Annotated in this window: 4 protein-coding genes and 1 other annotated feature; of the genes, 1 reads left to right on the top strand and 3 read right to left on the bottom strand. The window is 37.4% G+C overall.

Annotated features, from left to right (window positions below):
• Positions 1-170 precede the first annotated feature (170 nt).
• Together AC1DRF_RS18790 and AC1DRF_RS18785 are read right to left on the bottom strand one after the other, a co-directional pair.
• A complete protein-coding gene (locus AC1DRF_RS18790) occupies positions 171-356 on the bottom strand; it encodes a Fur-regulated basic protein FbpA (RefSeq protein ID WP_034649488.1) in 186 nt (61 codons plus the stop codon).
• A 109-nt stretch (positions 357-465) separates the two neighbouring features.
• Positions 466-1,350 carry a DUF4405 domain-containing protein gene (locus tag AC1DRF_RS18785; RefSeq protein WP_477741384.1) on the bottom strand — a complete coding sequence of 295 codons (885 nt, stop codon included), beginning with the start codon at positions 1,348-1,350 and terminating at the stop codon, positions 466-468.
• A gap of 237 nt (positions 1,351-1,587) precedes the next feature.
• Positions 1,588-1,819, top strand: a binding site (T-box leader).
• A 67-nt stretch (positions 1,820-1,886) separates the two neighbouring features.
• On the opposite strand from AC1DRF_RS18785, the gene AC1DRF_RS18780 reads away from it, so the two are divergent.
• On the top strand, positions 1,887-3,257 hold the full coding sequence (locus AC1DRF_RS18780) for an amino acid permease (RefSeq protein WP_477741383.1): 1,371 nt from the start codon (positions 1,887-1,889) through the stop codon (positions 3,255-3,257).
• 42 nt (positions 3,258-3,299) lie between these two features.
• Here the strand turns inward: AC1DRF_RS18780 and AC1DRF_RS18775 are convergent.
• The coding region (locus AC1DRF_RS18775) for a DUF819 family protein (RefSeq protein WP_477741382.1) at positions 3,300-3,938 on the bottom strand (639 nt) is incomplete at its 5' end.

Here is a 3,938-nt window from a genome sequence, read left to right as displayed (position 1 = left end):
GTCAAAAATATTGGCATATTATAGGTAGAAACTGTTTTTCCTTCTTATAATATGTGTCATTTAAAACTGTAACTTTAAAATATACTGTTATTTTAATCTGTACAGTTTTGCCTGTCAAAGAATAAGACTTTCTCATATAAAAAAGCACTCATATACTGAGTGCTTTTTTATCATTGCGAAAGAGGTCCCTGATTATACATGAATGCTTTTACTTTTACATATTGAGCTTCTAACTCTTGAAGTGTCAGTTCGTATAGGTGCCGATTTCCTTTTTTATAAATACCAAAATTCAATAGCGCATTAATAAACCAATTTCTCTTATGTTCCGTTTCAGGCTGTGTGTGTTGTTTCACCATTTCCACCACCTAAGTTTATCTCATTTTAATTTTGCAAAGCATTCGCTTTTACATAAATGATTTTACTTCTGTACGATGAAAAAACAGTGAAATAGAGAGTTTTTTTATTTTAAATTTCCGCAGCCGGACCCGCCATTTTTTTGCGTCTTTTTACTCCTGACAATATTTTTTCAATATAATAAATAACAATAATAAAAACCGACATAATAGCAAAATAAGTACCGATTACAACAAAAGGATTCGGACTTTCAAAACCGCCTTCTTTTCCTTTCATCCCTCTTTCCGGACCTCTGCCATCGTGATCAAAGTTCGGACGTTCGTGACCAGCAGATGCCGTCGCCGAAGATTTGTTCTCGCCAAATGAATGGCTATCAAAATCCGGCTTCCCACCGCCTTTTTGCGGCATATCTAAGGAACTTAAATTCAGTACTTTCGCTACTCCTCCAAGCTTTCCAAGAAAACTCGTCTCATTTATTTCGTATATACCAACGACTAACAGTGCAACGGTTGCGAGCTTAGCTGCTATGCTTAAACTTTTCTTTGACTTTTTGAATTTCGTCATGTTTTTACATACATTTATAACCCATTGCCAATGAAGACCTATGTGAGCGGCTACTAGAATTAACACTAAAAATGATACCGAAATATGCGAAACCTTAAACCATTGTTCATTGCCCACATTAATATTTGGAAATACTACTCTTGAAATAAAAATACCGCTAATCATAATAAATGACATTGTAATCAACAGCATGATATTTAAAAAATAACCAAACTTTGTTCTGCGCGGCAGCTTGCGGTCAAATAATTTAACCGTAACTTTCTTTACCCACTGCCAGTTTAGCAGCACGTGGGTAAAAAAGGCGACGGCAATCGCTAGCCCCGCAATTTCATGAAACGTTAACCCTCCCAATACTTGTTTGTTAAAAAATAAAACAAACGTAACAGCCATTAAAAGATCCAGTCCAAATCGGACGTACATCATCTTTTTCACTCTATTCATTCTCCTCAGCTATGTATTTGTMAAAACAACCTCTTTTTCATATTTCTTAATGTAAGCAGAGTTGGTGAAAATTAGGTGAAACGACTGGTTTTTTTACCAAAATAACCAGTCCTGAGTTCTATAAAAAACAAAGTTCCATCATTTTATTTTTCAGAAAATAGCTGTTGACAAAGAAAAAAGAAGCACGTATAGTAATGGTTATTCATCAAGAACTTTCAGATTTTAATCAAAAACACAGMGATTGGGAGTAGTAGAAGCTTATTATTCGGTCAAGAGAGCTACGGGTTGGTGTAACGTAGTCCAATAATACTTTGAACTCGCCCAGGAGTGGTAATTCAGAAAGAATGCAGAAGTATTCTCTAAGTTTTAACGTCTAACCTTCGTTATCAGGTTTTAAGCAGGGTTCTTTAAGAGCCAACAAGAGTGGTACCGCGGTTAGCTAAAGCTTATCGTCTCTTCTCTCATTTGATAATGAGGTAGGAGACGATAAGCTTTTTTTATTTTATAAAAAAGTGGAGGGAAAAGTCATGAAGAAGGACAACCAAGGTTTGCAGCGAACAATGACTTCACGTCACATTATGATGATGGCGCTAGGTGGAGCAATTGGCGCTGGTTTATTTAAAGGAAGCAGCTCAGCTATTGATATGGCAGGACCATCAGTTATCATTGCTTATTTAATTGGCGGAATTATTTTACTATTCATTATGCAAGGTCTTGCTGAAATGGCGGTTCGAAACAGTGACGCACGAACGTTTCGTGATTTAGTTCAGTCGATTTTAGGAAGCTACCCCGCTTATTTTTTAGACTGGATTTACTGGAAAATGTGGGTGTTAAACATTGCAGCTGAAGCTGTTGTAGCAGCTATTTTTATTCAGTACTGGCTTCCTGATTATCCAATTTGGATGCTTGCTTTAGGCGTATCCGTTATTGTCACAGTTATTAACTTGCTTTCGGTCAAAGCATTTGCTGAAACGGAATACTGGTTAGCATTAATTAAAATTACGGTCATTGTAATCTTTATCATCGCTGGACTTCTGTTACTATTTGTATCATTTGGTCACCATACCGCAGCGGGCTTTTCAAACTTGAGCGATCACGGYGGTTTCTTCCCTAAAGGACCAACTGGGTTAATTACAGCGATGCTAGTTGTCATCTACTCTTACGGTGGAACTGAAATCATCGGGGTAACGCTAGCTGAAACAAAAAACCCTGAAAAAGTAGTACCAAAAGCCGTGCGCAGCACATTAACGCGCATCATTGCTTTTTATTTGTTCCCGTTTTTTATCATCGTGAGCTTGATTCCTTGGAATGAAGTGAACGGCGTTTCTCAAAGCCCTTTTGTAATGGTATTTAAAATGTTTGGAATTCCCGGAGCAGATCATATTATGAATGCCGTGATTTTGTTAGCCGTTATTTCTTCAATGAACTCAGGGCTTTACGGTTCATCACGTATTTTGTATACGCAAGCAGTAGACGGTCGAGTGCCGAAGATATTTTCGAAACTTTCTGTTAACAGAGTTCCTGTCTATGCAATCTTAATGTGTACATCATCTCTTTATGTGGGCGTGTTGATTTCCTTATTTGGAGGAAGTAAAACATTTGATTATTTGATGGGATCCTTAGGATATACCGTGTTGTTTATTTGGTTGATTATTGCGATCGCACACTTAAAGTCCCGCAAAGTTCAGCCAGAAGCATCGAGCAGCTACTCTGTTAAATGGTTTCCTTATACGACGTGGGCTGCCCTAATTGCACTAAGCGCTATTTTAATTGGTGTTATCTGCACAACCTCCGTTGTTATTACGGCTATTACACTAGCTATCTATTTATTTATTACAGCTACGTATATCTTTAAAGGCCGCTTTTATCGATCATCGGCAGTCAAGCACGCTAAATAAAAAAACGCCTCCTTTGAGTCATCAGAGGAGGCGTTTTTTTATTTAAAATGATAAGTACCAATAGCCAAGTGCAAAGCCGATATAGTTACCAATAATATAGCCAAGCGTTCCTACTACCAAGATAGGACCAACCAAACTTCCCCATCCTTTAGCAATCGCCATTGCACTTGCTGTCGTAGGTCCCCCTACCGTTGCATTGCTCGCCAGTAAAATATGTTCTAAATCAATTTTAAATACTTTTCCTAAAAGCAGCCCCACTATTAAATTACTTAGTCCCACAATGAGCACAAATAGAATCAAAAGAGGTGCTTTTTCAACAATTAACGGAATGGACGCCGGCACTCCAATGACAACAAAGAAAATATAAATGAAGTACGTGCCGATTTCTTGGCTTCCGCTAATGTTTTTAAAATAAGAAGGAAATAGATAAATGACAAGAAACGTAAGTGTGGAAAGCAATAAGTATTTTTCGCTCAAAATAGTATGTAATAATGTTTGAACTACCGAAACATTTGGACCGGTTGGAATGATTGTTCCAAACCATTCGGCTAATTTAAACGATGCAACCACTAGAAAAAATGATGTACCAATTGAAGCCGCCACGTCTTTTAACGAAATTTCTTTTTTTGCCCAATATTTTTCTGCAAGCGTATGGCGATCATTTTCTCCATATTGCCCAGC

The sequence above is a fragment of the Priestia sp. P5_B4 genome, from assembly GCF_056400385.1.
This window is presented reverse-complemented; position numbering and strand designations above follow the sequence as displayed.

Coding starts and splice junctions, on each gene's coding strand:
- AC1DRF_RS18790 (WP_034649488.1), bottom strand. CDS start 356: ATGGTGAAACAACACACACAGCCTGAAACGGAACATAAGAGAAATTGG.